The sequence below is a fragment of the Paenibacillus sp. CAA11 genome (assembly GCF_003060825.1).
GTDB lineage: Bacteria > Bacillota > Bacilli > Paenibacillales > Paenibacillaceae > Fontibacillus.
In genome coordinates, this window is sequence record NZ_CP028922.1 from 4,274,339 (window position 1) to 4,293,063 (window position 18,725).

Sequence of the window (18,725 nt, forward strand, 5' to 3'; positions counted from 1 at the left end):
GCTTTGTTACTTGTACATATAACCGTTCACCAACTCAGTAGTCTGACCATCAGCATTAACTACCTTAATAGTGACAGGACCCACAGATGGCCAGACAGGTGTAAGGGCCTTAATGGATGTCTTACTGTAGGTCGTTGATTGAATCAAAGTGTCATTGAAATATACCTTGGCCGCGTTATCAAAGTTTTGCCCCGTGAGAGTTATAAGGGTTCCCCCTTTTATTGGACCCTCTGCTGGAGTCACACTTGTAATAATAGGCGCTGGTGCTTTAGGTGGTGCTAAGTAATTATACCCTGCGGGTATAATCGTTGACTGACCGGTTGAATTTACGATCTTGATATCTACCGGTCCGATAACGTTCCACTTAGGCGTGGAAGCCTTAATTTGAGTAGAGCTATAAGTTGTTGAAGAAAGTAACGTGTCGTTAAAGTATACCTTAGCGCCGCTATCAAAATCGGTGCCTATTATGGTAATTACTAAACCTCCCGTTAATTCTCCTTGATTTGGAGTCACACTTGTAATCGTAGGCACTGGAGGTACCTTATAAGTAAATCCATCTGCTTTTTCAATAGATGATCCATCCGGATTTACTACCCTAATTGTTACCGGTCCATAACTAGCCCACTTAGGCGTACGCACCTTAATCTGAGTTGTACTATAAGTCGTTGATTGAAGCAGCGTGTCGTTGAAGTATACTTTAGAGCCGGTCTCAAAATTTTCCCCTGTAAGAGTAATTATTAAACCACCGGCCATCTCGCCTTCACTAGGGCTAACAGTTGCTATTGATAACGGTGGTGGAGGTGGCGGAGCTAGATATTTAAACCCATCTTCCAAAGTAGCTATCCGTCCGTCCCCATTTACTACTTTAATATTAACTGATTCGCTCGTCTTCCACGCTGGAGTTTTTGCTTTTATTTGTGTAGCACCATATACAGTTGATTGAATTAAAGTGTCATTGAAATATACTTTAGCACTATTATCAAAGTTTTTACCTGATATAGTGATAAGCAAACCTCCTGCCATCTCGCCTTCATTAGGAGTGACACTTGTCAATTCAATTGGCGGTGGCGGTGGTGGAGCTAAATAGGTGAACGCATTGCTTAGAACCGCTGTCTGGCCATCACCATTTACCACTTTAACATTAACTGGTCCGCTAGTAGTCCATACCGGAGTTTTTGCTTTTATTTGTGTAGCACCATATACAGTTGATTGAATTAAAGTGTCATTGAAATATACTTTAGCACCACTATCAAAATTGTTACCTGTTACAGTAATGAGCAAACCTCCTGCCATTTCACCTTCATTAGGACTGACACTCGTCAATTCCACTGGTGGTGGTGGTGGCGGTGTTTCAAACGTAAAGGCCTGCGCCAAAGATGCCGTCTGGCCATCTGGATTTGTTACTTGGATATCTACTTGTTCCGCAACACTCCATACTGGAGTTTTAAACTTCAACTGTGTTGCAGATACGAATGTAGTGGCTACCTGCTGATTACCAAATGTAAGTTTTGCCCCATTCACAAAATTCGTACCCTGTACAGTAACCTCTGTTCCACCAGTAATCATTCCCTTACTAGGTGACAAAGAGCTCAAGGTTGGAGCTGGTTCCTTTAAATAGTTAAAGCCGTTAGCCAACGTAACTGACTGTCCATCGCCATTCGTCACTTTAACGTCTACAGGGCCTGAATTCGTCCACTTTGGTGTCACAACCTTTATCTGACCAGATCCGTACACGGTTGCTTGGATTACACTGTCATTAAAATAAACCTTGGCTCCCGTATCGAAGTTTGAACCAGAAAGGGTAATCACCAGGCCTCCATTCAATTTACCTTCGTTCGGGCTAATGCTTGTAATTACTGGTGCTGGCGGTGTTTCAAAGGTATAACCTTTTTCCTTTATTGCAGTCTGGCCGTCTGGATTTGTCACGGAGACATTCACAACTTCCGCCGAGTTCCATGCTGGTGTTGTAATTTTCAGCTGAGTTGAGGATACAAATGTAGTTGCCAACTCTTGATCCTTCAACTTAACTTTTACCCCACTTACAAAGTTCGATCCCGTGATGACAACGCTCGTCCCCCCTGTCACTAAACCATGATCAGGAGCTACAGTTGTGATAACTGGAGCTGGTGGTGGCGGTGGCGGTGGTGGAGCTAAATAGGTGAACGCATTGCTTAGAACCGCTGTCTGGCCATCACCATTTACCACTTTAACATTAACTGGTCCGCTAGTAGTCCATACCGGAGTTTTTGCTTTTATTTGTGTAGCACCATATACAGTTGATTGAATTAAAGTGTCATTGAAATATACTTTAGCACCACTATCAAAATTGTTACCTGTTACAGTAATGAGCAAACCTCCTGCCATTTCACCTTCATTAGGACTGACACTCGTCAATTCCATTGGTGGTGGTGGTGGCGGTGTTTCAAACGTAAAGGCCTGCGCCAAAGATGCCGTCTGGCCATCTGGATTTGTTACTTGGATATCTACTTGTTCCGCAACACTCCATACTGGAGTTTTAAACTTCAACTGTGTTGCAGATACGAATGTAGTGGCTACCTGCTGATTACCAAATGTAAGTTTTGCCCCATTCACAAAATTCGTACCCTGTACAGTAACCTCTGTTCCACCAGTAATCATTCCCTTACTAGGTGACAAAGAGCTCAAGGTTGGAGCTGGTTCCTTTAAATAGTTAAAGCCGTTAGCCAACGTAACTGACTGTCCATCGCCATTCGTCACTTTAACGTCTACAGGGCCTGAATTCGTCCACTTTGGTGTCACAACCTTTATCTGACCAGATCCGTACACGGTTGCTTGGATTACACTGTCATTAAAATAAACCTTGGCTCCCGTATCGAAGTTTGAACCAGAAAGGGTAATCACCAGGCCTCCATTCAATTTACCTTCGTTCGGGCTAATGCTTGTAATTACTGGTGCTGGCGGTGTTTCAAAGGTATAACCTTTTTCCTTTATTGCAGTCTGGCCGTCTGGATTTGTCACGGAGACATTCACAACTTCCGCCGAGTTCCATGCTGGTGTTGTAATTTTCAGCTGAGTTGAGGATACAAATGTAGTTGCCAACTCTTGATCCTTCAACTTAACTTTTACCCCACTTACAAAGTTCGATCCCGTGATGACAACGCTCGTCCCCCCTGTCACTAAACCATGATCAGGAGCTACAGTTGTGATAACTGGAGCTGGTGGTGGCGGTGGCAAAAGGTAATTAAATCCCTTTTCAAGAGTTGCCGCTTGTCCGTCCGGATTTACTACTTTTACGGTTACGGCCTCGGCAGTATTCCATACAGGAGTCTGCAATTTGATTTGAGTGCTACTATAAAATGTTGCATTCGGCACTAACTGATCGTTAAAGTAAACTTTAACTCCACTCTGGAAGTCCCTACCAGTGATGGTAACCAGAGTCCCTCCTGTTGTTTCACCCTCATTCGGAAGGATTGATGTTAACATCGGTTGTGGCCAAGAATAGGTATAGCCTTGTGTCTTCTCAGCAAATTGTCCATCTGGATTTACTACTTTCACGGTTACGGATTCTGCTTTATTCCATGATGGAGAGGATACAGTCAATGTAGTACCGGATACGTAAGTAGCCGCTACTTCTTTATCATTGAAAAACACCTTAGCCCCTGACTTGAAACGGCTACCTGTAAGAGTGACTAGTTCTCCACCCTTTGTGGTACCTTTATTAGGTTCTACAATATTCAATTCAGGTCCTAAGACATAGCTATAAGCATTTGGCAACTCAGTGCTGTATCCATCAGGATTCGTAATACTAACAGCAACAAGGCCCGGATTAACTGCTGCTGGCGCCTTAACTATAATTTTTGTAGGCGTTGTAGAGACAACACTAGCTGCTTTATCTCCGAATTTAACCGTCGCACCCGTCATGAAGTAGTTTCCTTCAATGCTTACCTCGTTGTTTCCTGCAAGTGGTCCCTCTACAGGTGTGATTTTAGTAATTTCCGGGATAGCATAGTATGTGTATTTACCTGTTGCACTTTGATTATCATCATTTGTTACCTTTACATCGACATTCCCCTGTGTTCCTGCAGGAGTAATAACAATGATTTTAGTAGAATCAACAAATTGTACAGAGGTTGCAGGCTTAGTGCCAAATTGTACTTTTACGTTAGGCCTGAAGTGTTCCCCCGTAATCGTTACACTTTCCCCACCATTGATTAAACCATTATCTTTTACAATTGAAGTAATCGTCGGCGCAGCATATTTAACATTGATCTTAGGGTTAGGAACTGTAAACTCGTGAAGTGCACCTAAATAATCATCATACTTCACCTTGATATCTTGTGCCCCAACAGGAAGATCTCCAATCTTAGCTCCTGTTTTATGACGAATTTTGTAATTAAAAGTCAGAGTATCTCTTTTGAGCTCATTAAATTTCCAGGTTAAAGTGTTCCCAACCACCGTTGGTTGTGGTATGTTATCTTTGTAAGAATCAGGAACTATTTCAAATTCTGGAGAAACTGTGTCTGTTACTACGGCGTTATAAGCACTCGATAAGCCTATCTCATCAACAATTGCTGCGTAGATTTGAGCCAAACCGACAGACCCCAATACAAAATGGTGATGCTGTGCAGTAGTTGCCATAGCTTTCATTAACAAGTTAGGTGCACTTGTCTCAGGATTTTCAGATGGCAGCAGAAGAGCAATCGTATAAAATACCACGTCTTCAGCCTTTGCTGAATTAGCTTGATCTAATGCAACTTGACGTGCATATGACTCAGGCCCGGGTTCAGTAGCTTGTCCATCCGTCATAAGCAGGATTACTGGCTGAGCATCCGGTCTATGATTTTTCAACAGCTCTTGAGCCTTTGCAATGGCTGCTTTAGTTCCCGTTCCGCCTCCTGCTTGAATAGTGTCTACATAATTTTTCACTTCTGCCGGATTATCAGACAGCGCTTTATACTTAACATCGCTAGCGAAGTCCACAATACCAACACGATGCTTGCTAAAGTCTACTAAATCAATGAAGCCTTTAGCAGCATTTTTGGCATTTTTCATTTTGTCTTCGCCTTTATTAGGTGCATAGCTGGCTGCCATACTTCCAGATCGGTCTATAATTAATATAATGTCGTTAGGCTTAACAATACTGACATCAGGCGAGCCTTGTACATTCAATTGTACATTGGCCTCTCCCCCTTCTACAATTGCTGAGGGGTTTACTACTTTGGTTACCTGAACAGCCTCACTTGCTGCACGGGCCGTACTTCCCATAGGAAACGGCGCTACCAGTAGCAAAGTACTCAGTAAAATATACAAAATTTTAGTATACCTAGCCTTCACACTTCATTCCTCCCTTATCATTTTTTAAAATCCACAAAAAAAGCGCCGACATCATAGTTGTTAGACAACTTTCCATAATCCTGTGTCATGCGCTTTCTTTTCTCAAACATCACAATTTCTTGTGATAATTTCTCTTTTTCTAACATAATCAATTGAATGATTCGCTCATGCAACACTTTAATATCTTCTAGTATCAAGCTGTCTTCTTCAGACGGTTCCTTGCTCCCTACCTCAATATATAATTGATCTAATTCCTCCGAATATTTAGTGTACTCATCGAAGGTTGCAGACTCACTTAGGATCAATTTATATATTTCTAATATTCTTTGAAACGCACTAGGGTCATGATTAACCATGTTGCTCACCTGTTTTAAGAGAACTAATTGCTTTCTTCCACGTCTCAGCAAGTCCACGAGCAAATTCCAGAACGTCATCCAGCATGGATTCTTTTCTCTTAATCATAAACTCAGCAATGTATCTATTATAAAATTCATACAATTGACGCAGATCATTAGCAATAGGGTAATCCATATTTAGAGTAATAATCAGCTCACTAATAATTGCACGAACTTTATGCAAGGATTCATTCATTGCTTCAAAGTTACCTTGAGCAAATTGACTTTTTGCTAAAAGTAATGATTTAACCATTCCCTGATACAACAACAAAGTCAATTCACCAGGACTCGCTGTCTCAACTTGAACTTTTAGATATTGCTGCTGAATTGCATTTTGCATGTTACCTCGCTCCATCATTCATTTTATTGATCAGTCATTTCAAGTGCACGATAATTAATAAAGACTACATAGAGGAAAAGATCGAGCTTTTACTATTCAACTTTTGCAGGGCCTGTTCCATAGCCGAGAACTGTTTGTAGTACCTATTTTCAATATCTATCAGTTTAGCTTTCCAATCTGATTCTTGAGTACTCAGTTCTTTAAGTTCTTTCCCCATGATACTATCATCTTGAGCTTCTGCTAGACCAGTACTACCAATTTTTTTCTTCATAGCATCCAATTGCGTATTAATCGTATTATAGAGTCGGTCTGCTAGGCCTATATTACTTTTGCCTGGCACTTCAGCTGCTGACGAATTATCCATCAAAAACAACTGTTTAACCTGATCGAAGTTACTATTCACAGCTTCCGTTAATTTCTCTTCATCAATCTCTAGTTTTCCGTTTTCTTTATATGACGACATAACGGTAATCCCAATCTGAGATAACAGTGAAACTTGATCTTTTGGAACATTAAGCGGTTTGCTCATTCCTGTACGCATTGCACTCAAAGTATCTTTTAAGATGGAATCATTGTACAAAGTGCCTTGTCTTGCTTTCATTTCCCATTGCTCGATTTGCTTTTCGCTCATGGACTCTTTTTGTTCGTCCGTTAGAGGCGCATAATCTCGGTTCTTTCTCGTTGTAGTAGCCGTAGAGAACGTATCAATCAATTCATTATATTGCTCTACAAAAGCTTTTATTTTATCTACTACGCCACTACGATCGGTCACAGAACCAATAGTCGCTGTTCCGGATCCCTTTAAAGCTACCTGTGTGCCGTTAATTGTCACAGAATTTGTAGACGATGTTAGGGACACACCATTTACTAAATACTCAGCGTCAGCACCTTTTTTGCTAGTACTAGTAAGCCCCAAAATACCAACATCACCAGTCATTTCGACTAATGAAGTACTGCCCGATTCCATTGCAGTAAGATAGATTGATCCATTGTTGGTATCAAGGCTTGCACGCACTCCCGTTTTAGCCGAGTTACTATTAATATCTTTTACAACGGTCTCGAGTGTCGATTGCCCTGCTGTATAAGTAATATCGACGTTTCCTTTTGAACCTTTAATATTAAAAGTACCGCCTGTAGTAAGGGTGGCTGTAGGAGAAACTGTAGTTTTCCCTACAAGCATTGCTGAGGAAGCTAAACTTTTCACTTCCACACTGGTAGTCGCAGCTATAGTACCTGCTGATGTAACATCTAGAACAGATGTATTTGATGAACTAGCAGTAGTCTTCTCAAAGTTTTTTTCAAACCGCAAGTCATTCACTGTATTACGAAAAGAGAGAAGCTTCGTATTCATCGACAGATAATCTTCTCTTTTCCATACGTTCAATTGTTTCTTTTTAAGGATATTATCTAATGGCATTCTTTCGGTACTCATTAGCTTTTTGATAATAGATTCTGTATCCAGACTGCCACTGAACCCGGTCAAACGGGTAGGTGTAATACTTGCCATTGTATACCTCCTCTACATTTTCTCATCTAAAAATATTCCTACTTTTTGGCTAAGGTTATACATTACATCGAGCATCTTTTCACTCGGAATTTCTCGAACAACCTCGTTCGTATCGTCTTTCAGCACAACAACCATAATCGTGTTGGTTTTTTCGTGAACTTTCACTTGAATATGAGTTTCTGATTTCTCAAGAGCTTTGTTCACCTTATCTACAAGCTGTGGAATTGTATGTTTGCGCTGTTCCTTTAATAGAGAATCCGAATCAGCCATATTATCCATAAAATTCTCATTTGTGAGATTTTTAAACCATGGCATTAAGGACGTCGATGATGAATTGGAATCAATCTTCATCATTGTTCCTCCCAGAACGGTTATTGGCTTATATTAAAAAAACCGGCCGGTATCCCGGCCGGCTGTAAGGCGAAATTAACGAAGCAATTGCAGAACGCCTTGTGGCTGTTGATTTGCTTGAGCCAACATTGCTTGAGCAGCTTGTTGAAGAATACCATTCTTCGTGAACTCGGACATTTCTTTAGCCATGTCAACGTCACGAATACGGGATTCAGCAGCTTGAAGGTTCTCTGCAGTTGTTCCCAAGTTGTTGATTGTGTGTTCCAGACGGTTTTGAACAGCACCGAGGTCAGAACGCAGTGAAGATACAGCGTTGATAGCGGATTGAACCTTATCAAGGTTTTGGCTTGCTGTAGTATTCAATTCGTTAGCAGCAGAATTCCCGAGCTCTACAAGAGCTCCTGTGCCAAAGTTTACACCCAATGCAGTGTTAGTAGCAGACGAAAGGGAAAGAGCAATAGTTTCGCCGGAGTTAGCACCAACTTGGAAGGACAGAGTAGTTACAGATCCATCCAGCAATTTCTTAGTATTGAATTGAGTTTGGCCTGCGATGGAGCCGATTTGAGCAGAAAGCTGTTGAGCTTCTTTGTCAATTTTAGCAGCATCAGTAGTTGTCAAAGTTTCGTTCGCACCTTGTACATACAACTCAGCCATACGTTGCAGCATAGCATGAGTTTCGTTCAGTGCACCTTCAGCCGTTTGGATCAGGGAGATACCATCAAGGGAGTTCTTGTTAGCTTGCTCCAGACCACGGATTTGGTTACGCATTTTCTCGGAGATTGCCAGGCCAGCTGCATCGTCAGCTGCACGGTTAATTCTGTAACCGGAAGACAGCTTTTCCAAAGATTTGGATTGTGCACCGTTGTTGATAGACAGTTGACGTTGTGCATTGTAAGAAGAGATATTGTGGTTAATACGCATTGAAAATTCCTCCTTGGAATGTATCGGTGATTAGCATCCTTGCTTCACCCATGTATTAGGTTTATCATCCGTAGCTTACGGCCGTTATAGCTACTTCAGTAACCCTTAATTTATATATCGGACAAGTTGCTCTGATGTTTATAGCAATTTTGCATTTTATGAAAAAAATCAGTCTTTTTTTGAGGATATAATTCTGCTCAAAATATTTGCTACATCTTCATCCAAGTTAACAGCGGATTTGTTTTGATCTTGAATCGCAAGATAGATTTCCTCTCGATATATGCTTATATCAGGGGGAGCTTCAATCCCTATTCGCACCTGATCACCGACAACGTCAATGACGGTTATAGAAATGTTGTCTCCAATATTAATTTTTTGTCCCTTATGCCGTGATAGGATAAGCATGCTACTCGCCTCCTTCGTCCTTACTAGTGATGATAGAAAACCTAGTTGAATAACTAGCACTATCCATAATAATTTGAGCGGCCTTATTATTTTTCTCATTGATGATAATTGGAGCAGCTAAATTAATCGTAATATCTGTTGCTGATCTAACTGTTGTAATGGCCTTCACAGTAACATCTTCTTCACTGTTAATTTCCAACTCACGGATCCAATGTTCCTCAAGAACAAAGTCATACTCTTTGTTGAATTGAAAAGGATCAGCTAATACAAACGTCAAGTTAGGCTCCGTAACAGACTGCATATACTGGAACGAATTTTGTTCAAATTGATTTACAATAATATATTTTCTTTCTTCAGCGAAGCCTAATATAGGACTTATAAAATTCACTACATCCTTCTCTTCGATATCTATATCCCCAAATCTAGAAGTATTAACGAGCATGATGTTCCTCCTCCATATTTATAAAGAGGTAGCTAATGAAACAATGTTCATCCGCTACCTCTGCAACACCATATTTATACAGAACCATCCAAGTTAGAGCCGATTGCTGTAGAAAAATGTATATAATTTTTTTGGGCTACATATATATTGAGCTGCCTAGCCGTATACTCAATCTCGGGCTCATTCAATACAGGATCAAAGCTCACTCCCTTTGGAGTATAACTAATATCCATAGTGCCTGGCATATATTGAAATTGAACGTTATTAAAACTCGCCGGACCACGCAGTTCCATAGGATATTGTTTAAAGACAGCTTCTCTTGCAAGATCTGCAAAGACATTCCCTTTATTCTGGATCTGCATCATACGATCTCCCGCTTGGGCAATCTCTGCAATTCGCTGGCTCGCTATTGCGTGAGAGCTTTCTGCAATTCGATCCATCATTTCCAGCGAAGGTCCGTACCCTAAAGCAGACCAAGCTTTACTCTGATCAATCTGCATCTCTCCCGACGTTGTTCGGATCTGCATATCGCCAGGCTGTTGATGCATATTGAGCTCGGCTTTAGGCTGTTCTATACTTAGTTTTCCAGGGGCAACATCCATTCCAATCTTAGTATAGCCTTGTTGAATTCTAATCTGAGGGATCTGCATAGTCGCAAGTTCCTCCTTATCTCAGAAAATCAAGAAGGCTTGGCCGAATAATGCGAGCCATGGTATCTAAGGAAGCCTGATAGATACTCTCAGAAGTTTTAAGGTCTGTAATTGCTTTCGCCATATCAACGTCTTCAACTTTGCCTTGCAGATCGGTATAGTTAATACTCAGGTCATCTAAACGACTCATTGTAAAAGTCAGTCGGTTTTGTTTGCCGCCAACTTCTGACTGTCTTGTGGTTAAGTTCTGAAGATTATTCTGAAGCTTTGAAATAGCAGCTTGAATGTCACTAGTATTATCAGCCATTAATGACTTTTTAAGCCCATCCACTACTTTAAACAGGCCGTTCGGATCTGAAAATTCACCAAATACTTTTGTTCCACTAAGATTCACGGGAATAGTGATTCCCGCTCCAATCTGGTACTCAACTTCCCCTTCATCTAGCTCATAAGACACATTAGCAGGATCTGCAGAAAAAGGAGTCTCATCTACTCTTTCGCCATTAAAAATATATTTCCCTTTAAATTGAGAGTTTCCAAGAGAGACTAGTTGGTTGTACAACTGTCCAACTTCTGACGCTATATTTTCTCTGGCATCCTTTGGAACGGTATCCGTTCCCCCTTGAACCGCAAGCTCAGACAAACGCTGAACGATTTGAGTCGCTTCATTAATTACGCTATCCGTGAACTGCATCCAAGAATCAGCATCTTCTGCATTTTCCGAGAACTGGTTTGTGGATGAGATTTCCTGACGATAATGCAGCGCACTAGCCACTCCGACCGGGTTGTCCGAAGGACGATTCAATTGCCGATTCGTACTCAGCTGTTCCTGAGTTTTGTCCAACCTTTTATAGTTCCCTTGTAAATTAGTCATCAGATTCCGACTCATCATAGACTGAGTAATACGCATATTATTTCATCTCCTATCTACCGACAACACCCGTGCTGTTAATCAGCTTATCGAGCATTTCATCAACTGTAGTAATTAAACGTGCAGATGCGCTGTAAGCCTGTTGAAACTTAATCAAATTAGCCATTTCTTCATCCAGAGATACACTGCTTACGGATTGCCGTAAATTCTCCGCATGGTCCGCAAGCAAAGTTCCATTCTCAACCATTTTAGTCGCATGATCTGATTCAGACCCTAGCTGTGCAACAACGGATTGCATATAGCCTCCAAAAGTTGCCTCGTCTGTAATAGCCCCTTTGTTATTTAACGGGTCAAAGCTAAACTTTCGTTCCGCCAAACCAGCAATAAGTAAAGCCAGGTCTCCATTCCCTTGGAGAACTCTCTCTGTCGGAGTACCATTCACATTAATCTTCTCTGTCCGCATGGAGGCTGCAATGTTCGCAGCATCGTCCAGTATATTCTGATTCACCCGGATATTAGCCGCTGTAATCGTCGTGCTTCCATCAGAGGTTACGAAGAAATCTCCGCCAGTTTGTACTGGATTCTTCAAGGTATAACCTAATTTATGCAGTCCATTAAGCCCATTCACTTCATATTCCACCGATTGATCCAACATCTGTGGATTGTTAGCACTCATCACCGCATTTGGAATGATGACTCCGTTAGGAATAATCGTTCCCGCTGGAAGAGTAACCTTTACTTTCCCATTGGCAAGCGTATCAGCCATAATGTTCAGCTGTTTGGTGTACTCAGCAACATGAACATCCCGAGAGTCAATATAACCGCGAATTTCACCCTGTGTTAAACCCGCAGCATTTGCTAGTGTAAATGGCGTAGAATCCATGTTATCTACAACAACAACACCACCAAAAACAATTTGATAATCATTATCCGTGGTTTCAGAAACCTGCACATTGCCTAGTTCTGCGAGTTTATCAACAATCAAATCGCGCTGATCCCGAAGATCATTCGCATTATCCCCCAGCCCCTCAATTCGTCTGATCATCTGCGTTAACTCAGAGGCTTGAGTAATGTAATTATTTGCTTCAGAGATTTTCACGTTAACCCGTTCTGTCAAGTTATTCCCCAGTGTATCCAATTGGGTGGCCATGTGGTTAAACGTTTCTGTTAAAGCGAGCGCCTTTTGCTGGACAACCGTACGAGCGGACAAGTCTGTTGCACTCGGGTTTTTGCTTAGTTGCTGCCAAGCATTCCAAAACTCGGAGATGGTCGTAGATATGCTGTCCTCTGACGGTTCATTAATAATCCCTTCAATGTTCCCCAGTGTCTCCTGCTTCATCTTCCATGTAGACAGGTCGGACGCCTGATTGCGGTATTCAATATCAAGCAGAAAATCCCTTACGCGATTAATACTGGTTACTTCAACCCCCATGCCAAGCTGATTAGGGTTAGTAGACTTGGTAAGTCCCGGAAATTCAATTGGCCTTGCTGCTTCCATCTTAGCAACCTGCCGGGAATACCCCGGAGTATTTGCATTTGTTATGTTCTGACCAGTAGTGCTAATTGCCGTCTGTTGCGCAACAACACCACGCTTACCTATTTCAAGGTTATGAAAAGTAGAACGCATCTTATTATTCTCCTCGCCCTCTATGCCTTTGTGTCAAAATAGCTTCGATTTGGAACATCTTGCTTGGCTTTAGCCGGATTTTGATATAGCAAGCTGTCATCAGGATGACTAACAATTAAATTCAAAGAATAATCTATAAAGGAAATGGATTGTTCTGTCAGCTCTTTATTCATCGCGTTCAATTCCTTGAGAGCGAGCAATACATCCGATAATTCTCTCTGTTGTTCCAGGAGCTCCGCTTTCTCGTTCGTGTCAAAAACCAGTCTACTTAACTCTGTGACATTAAGCTTTAAAGCTGAGCGTATTCCCTTTTCTTTTAAAAAGTTATTAGAAGCCTTTACTCTGTACTCATCAGCTTCGGCAATTTTTCTAAGTACTTTAGTTTCTCGATGCAATATACCTTGTAAACTAGCTATATCATTAACAATGACGACCTGTTTCTTTTCTTCACCAAGATGAATCAACTCTTTGTGCAACTCTGTCAACTGCTTCAGTGAATCAATAATTTGTCGGAAGCTCACTTATTATCCTCCGAGGCATCCGATACCATCGATCGGAAGTAGGGAGCAAGCTTCTCAACCAGCTTTCCAGTCTCCACATGGTAAGTGCCTGTAGACACCTGTCTTTTCAGTTCGGATATACGCTGAGCGCGATCAGTGTTATTTGTTTCTTGAAGCATTTGCATGCCTTCCCGAGAAATGGATACTTCATCTTTACGGCGGCTCTTCTTCTCCTCCGCTTGATTGTTCTCATTAGTACGTTGATAAGAATTTATCGCTCCAATGCGGTTGGTCTCGTTAATTCTCATAACTTCACCTTCCTTGTTTCAAATAAGTAATACATTTAAGTAATACCGATATTCATTACTACGTTTATCGGTACAAATTCAAACATTTTTAATAGTGCTGTAGAAGCGGATTTAATCTCTGCGGAATTTATCGACCGCCCCATAGGTATTAGAAGAAGCGTCTTTCTTCCTATGTCCGTCATCTTCCTGCGAAGCCGCTAATAATTCACGAGTGAGTCTCGTGCGGCAGCCATCACACATTGTCCCCTCCCGAATGAGCACCCCGCAAACTTCACAAGGATACATCATATTCGGATTGTTTGCGATGGAAATCCGGCCTTCCTTGATGAACTTTGTAATTTGCTTTACTGATACTTCGGTAGCTTCCGATAGCTCGACAATAGTCGCGCCCTTTTGATCACGCAGGTATTTCTTACACTTCTCATATTCCAGCTCTATATCCTTAATGCAATTTCCACACAGCTCTTTAAAGTTTTTGGCATATAGTTTACCGCAGCGAGGACAATTATCTAAATTCATGTCTATACCTCCATTTTGTCCTGAACAATAAGAATCAATCTATACTCAGATTACCTGATAGCCCTTAGCGCGTCCACCTTAATTCTCATCAAGAAGCCCCCGCATTTCACGTGTCAAAATCAGCTCAAGGGGCTTCCGTTTAACGTATTCAATCCACCCTGTATGGAGGAGATCCTCAGAGGCTTTGCGGACAAAATAAGCCGTTTTACCCAAGAGTATCGTCAGCTCCTTTAGCGGCAATCCTCCTCCTTGAGCACTGTAAATATAATGCTGCCCAAGGATATAGGTAACGGCTCTGCCGTCCTCATCTTCAATCTGATTCAGCAGCTCTTGCAATTTCCACAGCTTCTTCTGCTTTGTCTTCAGATCGATTAACAGCTCCTGCTGCGCTATATATATCATATTAAAGAACATTTCACAAAAAAAGGTTAGCTCCCCGTGATTGCGAGCATCCCCGCAAATTACGTAACTCTCTTGATAGGAGGCCTTATTCTTATACATAGTAGCCGATAAAGCGATACCCGTTAAGGAGTCCAGCTCATGAATAAGATGCAGGCTGCTGAAATACCGGGAGACAAAATCATTTCCCTGACGATCTGAACTCGAATGTGACATAAAAAAATGAATAACCGCTATTTTATAAAGGACCGGGGCCGGATAGTCATTAAGATAAGCCATAATTCTTGACGTATAACCAGGATCGCGCTCATGCTCCAGCGCAGAGTGTCTAAAATTAAACTTGTGATAGATGGCTATAAGCACATCAACCGCTTCCTCGATATCATATACCTTGGCATCCAAAGCCTGATAATAGGCTTGAACAATCTCGAAGTACCCTGCCCGATTAGGCTTGACCCGGTAACCTTCCAATTGTTCAATTGACTCTAAAATATCTGCGGGCGAAGAGGGGACCCCTGCCAAAGCTAATGTCCCCAATACCTCCTCAATGAGTTTGGTGCTGGAGTAGGCCTTGAATGCGGGTGCTGGAAGCTCCTTGTACAAGCGCTTAATGATTTGGCTTCGATGTATAATTTGATCATGCAGCAAATCCAGAGCCGCATGATTGACATAAAAAGCTTCAAGCAGTTCTTCCCCAGAGTCGGCTTTAATCAGGAACGGTAATTTGACCGAGGAGTAACTATGGATTCTTCGGTTATATTCCTTCAAATATTCTTCATGACTGCGATTGTAATGTTCGAGCAGGGATTGATACAAATCTGTTCACCTCGCATAGGACCTTTCGGCTAAATATAATTCACTTTTCTATATCGGTTGGCCTAATAAAAACAATGAGAGTTTTAGCTAGCATCTATGTAAAAGATCACACATTAAGCTCTAAGATCGAGCCCAGGTTATACTATATACTTCAATGGAACAGCAGGCCTTCTCGCCCAGCTGCTGTAATACAGCCGAACAGGCACTGGCTGTACTGCCCGTCGTATAGATATCGTCAACCAAAACGATTCGCAAAGGAGCAGGCATAGATGGAACGGATAGGGGGTCACGCTGGCGGGACAAATACCTGCTCTGAACGAGTAAAGCCCTCATCATTCCCTCCGCATCTGCGCTTGCTCGAAAGGCAGCCTTCATATTTAACAGCCGTTCTCCCCGGCTTTTCATGCTCTGCTTCTCCGTATCCCGCGTGCGTTCCAGCAAAGCACACAGCGGGGCTTTGGCCCGAAGGGCTACCTCAGCCGCCATAGCCTCTGCTTGATTAAAGCCCCGTTCCAGAAGGCGTGAAGGGCTGACGGGCACGAAGGTTACTGCGTCTGCACTCCAACTGCTTCTCCGCCTGCCCTGTCCACCCCAGGTATACATTTCCTCAGCCAGCAGACCATAAGCCTCACCTGTCATCCGGGCTAAGAGCGGCGCCAAGGACTCCCGGCCACGATACTTATACTGGGCCAGCCATTCGCGCATGACCGGGGAATACATGACAGCACTGCGGCTGAGCGTAAAGGCCCTATGCTGCGCTGCGCTCGGCCGGCTGCAATCCGGGCAGCCTGTAGCCCGGCCGCACACCTTGCATCTCGGCTCTCTGATCCAAGGGATGGCGTGGTAGCAAGCTTCGCATAGCTCGGGGTAACGCCGATGGACAGCACGTGATCGCTTCCCGCAGGCAAGACAAGTGATCCCCGGAGGTGCAAGCAACCCGTTCAGCTTAGAGATCCAGCCACCGCCTATCACTTGGCTTCCCCCTTTCTAGTTCGCTCCGGCTTGGACAGCAGAAACCCCTTCTTGCGGGCCAGAGCGTTCATCCGCCGAATCTGCCGGATTGCCCCGCGCTGAGAACGAGTCCAGTCGGCAGAGAAGAAGATCACCCGCCCGGCCGGATCCTCCTTCGATCGCCCCGCACGACCGGCCATCTGCACCAGTGAGGCTTCGTCGAACAAATCGCTGTGCGCATCAAGAATATACACGTCGCTGCGCGGAACAGTAACTCCGCGCTCCAGAATAGTGGTCGTCACCAGGACCCGAATATCTCCGGCGCGGAAGGCGAGAACCTTCGTGGATCGCCCGTCATCTTCGGAAGACGTCCCTTCCACAGGAACGCCGGATAATTGTCTGCGCAGCAGCAGGACCAGCGGATGGATATGACGAATGCGCGAGACAAACACAAACACCTGCGCCCCGCGCTGAACAGACTGTCTCAGCTCCCGCAGCAGCCTCTGCGGCAGCCTGCCCTTGCTGAGACAATCCCCAACGGAAGTACCAGACAAGCGCGCAGGCACCGGGAGCGGATGACCATGAAAGCGTGCAGGCACCTTGGCATGCGGCAGCTTCCCCCTTGCACTCTCCCGCTGCAGAGCCGAAGGAGGCGTGGCGGACAGATAGATAAAGCGGCCGCTTGGCTTGCAGCAGGCCTCTGCGGCAAAGGCAAGCATAGGGTCATTATGGTAAGGAAACGCATCGAGTTCATCGATGATCACCAGATCGAACGCTTCGCAGAACCGCAGCAGCTGATGTGTGGTGGCCACAACAAGGTCGGCCGCCTCCCAGCGCTGCTCGCTGCCTCCGTAGAGAACAGCCTGCCTCTCGCCCGGAAAGGCCTTCGCGAGCCGTGGGGCAAGCTCAATCACCACGTCCCGTCGCGGCGTTGCGACAAGCGCCGTCCCTCCTCGATCCAGCACATAGCGCAGCAGCGGGAAGATCATCTCTGTCTTGCCTGCGCCGGTGACGGCCCAGAGCAGGAAGCGCCGCCCTGCAGCAGTGCTGGCCGGGGCTGCCAGGAACTGCAGGGCAGCCCCCGCCGCTTCGCGCTGCGCCGGGCTTAACCCCCACCGGTCCAGCCCTCCGGTGGGGCCCGGAGCGGCGGCATGCCCCTGTGCCGCCGCCGCATTCAGCGCGCTGCCCTGCACCAGCAGCGCGCAAGCCCGGCTGCGCCCGAGCGCGAGGCAGGCCTCGCAGCAGGCGCAGTGCATGCTCCCGCACGAGGCGCAAGGCGCCGTGCGGACCACAGCGCTGCCGCAGCGCCGGCAGCGGGGAGCCGCGGGCCGGCCGCGCAGCAGCCCCGCGCGCCGCTCCGCGGCAGGACCAACGGCCGCCGTCAACCGGAGGCGGCCGCACAGATGCGCAGCTTGAACCGCGCTGCGCCACACCGGGGCCAGCTGCGGCAGACGCTCGCGCAGCAGCTGGTCAAGCTCGGACGTGAGCAAGGAGCGTCCTGCCAGCACTGCCGCGAGCTGCTCTATCTCAGTCGCAGCGGGAAATCCAGCCGGTGCGCATGCTTCTCCCGCCGGAGCAGCATGCAGCAGACGCATCCCGGCAGAAGTTAACCCCTCCGGCATGCGAATTAGCCGGACAGGTGAAAGAGAGGGACCGCTGATTTCTACACCAGTAAAGTCATGCGGCACACTTCCAGTAATTACAATTCTCCCTCTCCCTGCCCTTGCCCTGCTAGCAGCATAAGGATAAGGCAATCTTTTCCCCACGAAGCCCCATTCCCTCCTCCTTGTTGGGTTCAATAGGCTTGCAGGCAAGACATCTCCCAAATTACTCAGGCTTTTTCTTCCGTTTTGTTGCTCTACTCGCTTGGTTCCTCTTGTCTGATCGTGTGCCCCTGTCTTCATCAGCTCCTTATCCAGCCAGTGTTGCCATGCTTCTTCGTCCCACTGGTTCATCTCAGGCTTTGATCGAAACGCGTCTCGGAACAATACTGCCTGTCCTAACGGCAGCTCCACGGAAAGCAGAAGTAGTGCATCTGCCTGGTTGTTCTGGTTGTTCTGGTTGTCATGCCTGTTCAGCGTGTTCTGCTTTCCGCCTGCCTGAGCTGTGCTAGTTCTCCCAGTCCACCACATGAGATCAACTCGAAGATCAAGGCTTACCGCAGCATGCCACCGCTGGCTTTGTCTGTATACATATAAAGCAACTCGCATGATATTTCCTCCTTGGCTATACCCTTCTTCAACAGTGGCGAAGGAGTCGAATTAGGGAGTTAAACTATAATTAACTTCGTTATTTCGCCAAATTACAGCAAACTGTGCTTGTTCCTGGAACAAAGGAGATATTTGTTGAAATTTCCCCGGAAATAACTGCCTACTTTAGCCTGAATACGACATGACTGAGAGGTTGAGTC

At 44.7% G+C, this 18,725-nt stretch carries 17 protein-coding genes; all 17 read right to left on the minus strand.

The features are described 5' to 3' along the window. Nucleotides 1-6: 6 nt before the first annotated feature. Nucleotides 7-5,244: an IPT/TIG domain-containing protein gene (locus DCC85_RS20060; protein WP_234414246.1), complete on the minus strand. Its 5,238-nt coding sequence runs from the start codon at nt 5,242-5,244 to the stop codon at nt 7-9. An 86-nt stretch (nt 5,245-5,330) separates the two neighbouring features. Further along, nucleotides 5,331-5,669 carry a hypothetical protein gene (locus tag DCC85_RS20065; RefSeq protein WP_108467143.1) on the minus strand — a complete coding sequence of 113 codons (339 nt, stop codon included), beginning with the start codon at nt 5,667-5,669 and terminating at the stop codon, nt 5,331-5,333. Further along, nucleotides 5,662-6,048: a flagellar export chaperone FliS gene (gene fliS / locus DCC85_RS20070; protein WP_108467144.1), complete on the minus strand. Its 387-nt coding sequence runs from the start codon at nt 6,046-6,048 to the stop codon at nt 5,662-5,664. Before fliS ends, DCC85_RS20065 begins: the two co-directional genes overlap by 8 nt. Nucleotides 6,049-6,112: 64 nt before the next feature. Further along, on the minus strand, nt 6,113-7,555 hold the full coding sequence (fliD, locus tag DCC85_RS20075) for a flagellar filament capping protein FliD (protein ID WP_108467145.1): 1,443 nt from the start codon (nt 7,553-7,555) through the stop codon (nt 6,113-6,115). A 12-nt stretch (nt 7,556-7,567) separates the two neighbouring features. After that, nucleotides 7,568-7,909: a flagellar protein FlaG gene (locus DCC85_RS20080; protein ID WP_108467146.1), complete on the minus strand. Its 342-nt coding sequence runs from the start codon at nt 7,907-7,909 to the stop codon at nt 7,568-7,570. A 72-nt stretch (nt 7,910-7,981) separates the two neighbouring features. After that, complete coding sequence (locus DCC85_RS20085; RefSeq protein ID WP_108467147.1) at nt 7,982-8,827, minus strand: flagellin N-terminal helical domain-containing protein; 846 nt, start codon at nt 8,825-8,827, stop codon at nt 7,982-7,984. A 168-nt stretch (nt 8,828-8,995) separates the two neighbouring features. Beyond that, nucleotides 8,996-9,232, minus strand: a complete 237-nt coding sequence (gene csrA / locus DCC85_RS20090; RefSeq protein WP_108467148.1) for a carbon storage regulator CsrA — start codon at nt 9,230-9,232, stop codon at nt 8,996-8,998. 1 nt (nt 9,233) lies between these two features. Further along, complete coding sequence (gene fliW / locus DCC85_RS20095) at nt 9,234-9,674, minus strand: flagellar assembly protein FliW (protein WP_108467149.1); 441 nt, start codon at nt 9,672-9,674, stop codon at nt 9,234-9,236. A 74-nt stretch (nt 9,675-9,748) separates the two neighbouring features. After that, nucleotides 9,749-10,324 (minus strand): DUF6470 family protein, encoded by a 576-nt coding sequence (locus DCC85_RS20100; RefSeq protein WP_108467150.1) that lies wholly within the window; start codon nt 10,322-10,324, stop codon nt 9,749-9,751. Between the two features lie 16 nt (nt 10,325-10,340). Further along, nucleotides 10,341-11,234: a flagellar hook-associated protein FlgL gene (gene flgL / locus DCC85_RS20105; RefSeq protein ID WP_108467151.1), complete on the minus strand. Its 894-nt coding sequence runs from the start codon at nt 11,232-11,234 to the stop codon at nt 10,341-10,343. A 13-nt stretch (nt 11,235-11,247) separates the two neighbouring features. Then, nucleotides 11,248-12,822: a flagellar hook-associated protein FlgK gene (gene flgK, locus DCC85_RS20110; protein ID WP_108467152.1), complete on the minus strand. Its 1,575-nt coding sequence runs from the start codon at nt 12,820-12,822 to the stop codon at nt 11,248-11,250. Nucleotides 12,823-12,842: 20 nt separating this feature from the next. Further along, nucleotides 12,843-13,343 (minus strand): flagellar protein FlgN, encoded by a 501-nt coding sequence (locus tag DCC85_RS20115; protein WP_108467153.1) that lies wholly within the window; start codon nt 13,341-13,343, stop codon nt 12,843-12,845. Continuing rightward, a complete protein-coding gene (locus DCC85_RS20120) occupies nt 13,340-13,630 on the minus strand; it encodes a flagellar biosynthesis anti-sigma factor FlgM (RefSeq protein WP_108467154.1) in 291 nt (96 codons plus the stop codon). The genes DCC85_RS20115 and DCC85_RS20120 overlap by 4 nt, the downstream gene beginning before the upstream one ends. 111 nt (nt 13,631-13,741) lie before the next feature. Then, a complete protein-coding gene (locus tag DCC85_RS20125) occupies nt 13,742-14,149 on the minus strand; it encodes a TIGR03826 family flagellar region protein (protein ID WP_108467155.1) in 408 nt (135 codons plus the stop codon). Nucleotides 14,150-14,227: 78 nt separating this feature from the next. Further along, nucleotides 14,228-15,364: a hypothetical protein gene (locus DCC85_RS20130; RefSeq protein WP_108467156.1), complete on the minus strand. Its 1,137-nt coding sequence runs from the start codon at nt 15,362-15,364 to the stop codon at nt 14,228-14,230. A gap of 120 nt (nt 15,365-15,484) precedes the next feature. Next, a complete protein-coding gene (locus tag DCC85_RS20135; RefSeq protein ID WP_108467157.1) occupies nt 15,485-16,336 on the minus strand; it encodes a ComFC family protein in 852 nt (283 codons plus the stop codon). Continuing rightward, nucleotides 16,333-18,525 (minus strand): ATP-dependent helicase ComFA, encoded by a 2,193-nt coding sequence (locus DCC85_RS20140; RefSeq protein WP_108467158.1) that lies wholly within the window; start codon nt 18,523-18,525, stop codon nt 16,333-16,335. Before DCC85_RS20140 ends, DCC85_RS20135 begins: the two co-directional genes overlap by 4 nt. Nucleotides 18,526-18,725: the final 200 nt, after the last annotated feature.